This is a genomic window from Psychrobacter piscatorii, from assembly GCF_904846415.1.
Taxonomy (GTDB): Bacteria; Pseudomonadota; Gammaproteobacteria; order Pseudomonadales; family Moraxellaceae; genus Psychrobacter; species Psychrobacter piscatorii.
In genome coordinates, this window is the sequence record NZ_CAJHAR010000114.1 from 1 (window position 1) to 547 (window position 547).

The 547-nt window shown below is 43.0% G+C and carries 1 protein-coding gene; it reads right to left on the bottom strand.

Annotation, left to right across the window (positions count from 1 at the left end):
- A partial coding sequence (locus JMX83_RS15115) for an AMP-binding enzyme (RefSeq protein WP_201603428.1) occupies positions 1–547 on the bottom strand: 547 nt, incomplete at both ends.

The following is a 547-nucleotide window of genomic DNA, read 5'->3' on the forward strand; positions in this document are numbered from 1 at the left end:
ATTTAGGACGATATTATCTACAAATATGACTTTGTCCGGTATTTGCCAGCTGGCGATTTTACCTTCGTAAAAGCTCAGTACTTGCGACTCCTCGATTTCTGAATCTGGTTCTTTTACCACAATCAATACTGGACGCTCGCTCCATTTTTTATGCTTTGCAGCAATAGCGGCTGCCATTCTTATCTGCGGATGGGCGACTGCGATGTTTTCTAGCTCTACTGACGATATCCACTCCCCACCAGATTTAATCAAATCTTTTGAGCGATCCCGAATATTCATATAGCCATCAGCATCAATGGTTGCAATATCGCCTGTGTCGAACCAACCGTCTTCAGTTATTGCATCAGGATTTTCTGTGTAATAATCGTTGATGATCCAGTGTCCTTTGATCTGTAAACGACCTTGAGACATACCATCTTCTTCAACTCGCTGTAGCGGCTCATCAGTATCTATGAGACGTAGCTGAACGCCGTAGGGCGGACGACCTTGAGAGTTACGCAACTCATTAATCTCATCTTTACTCAGCGATTTATGCTTTGCTTTTATT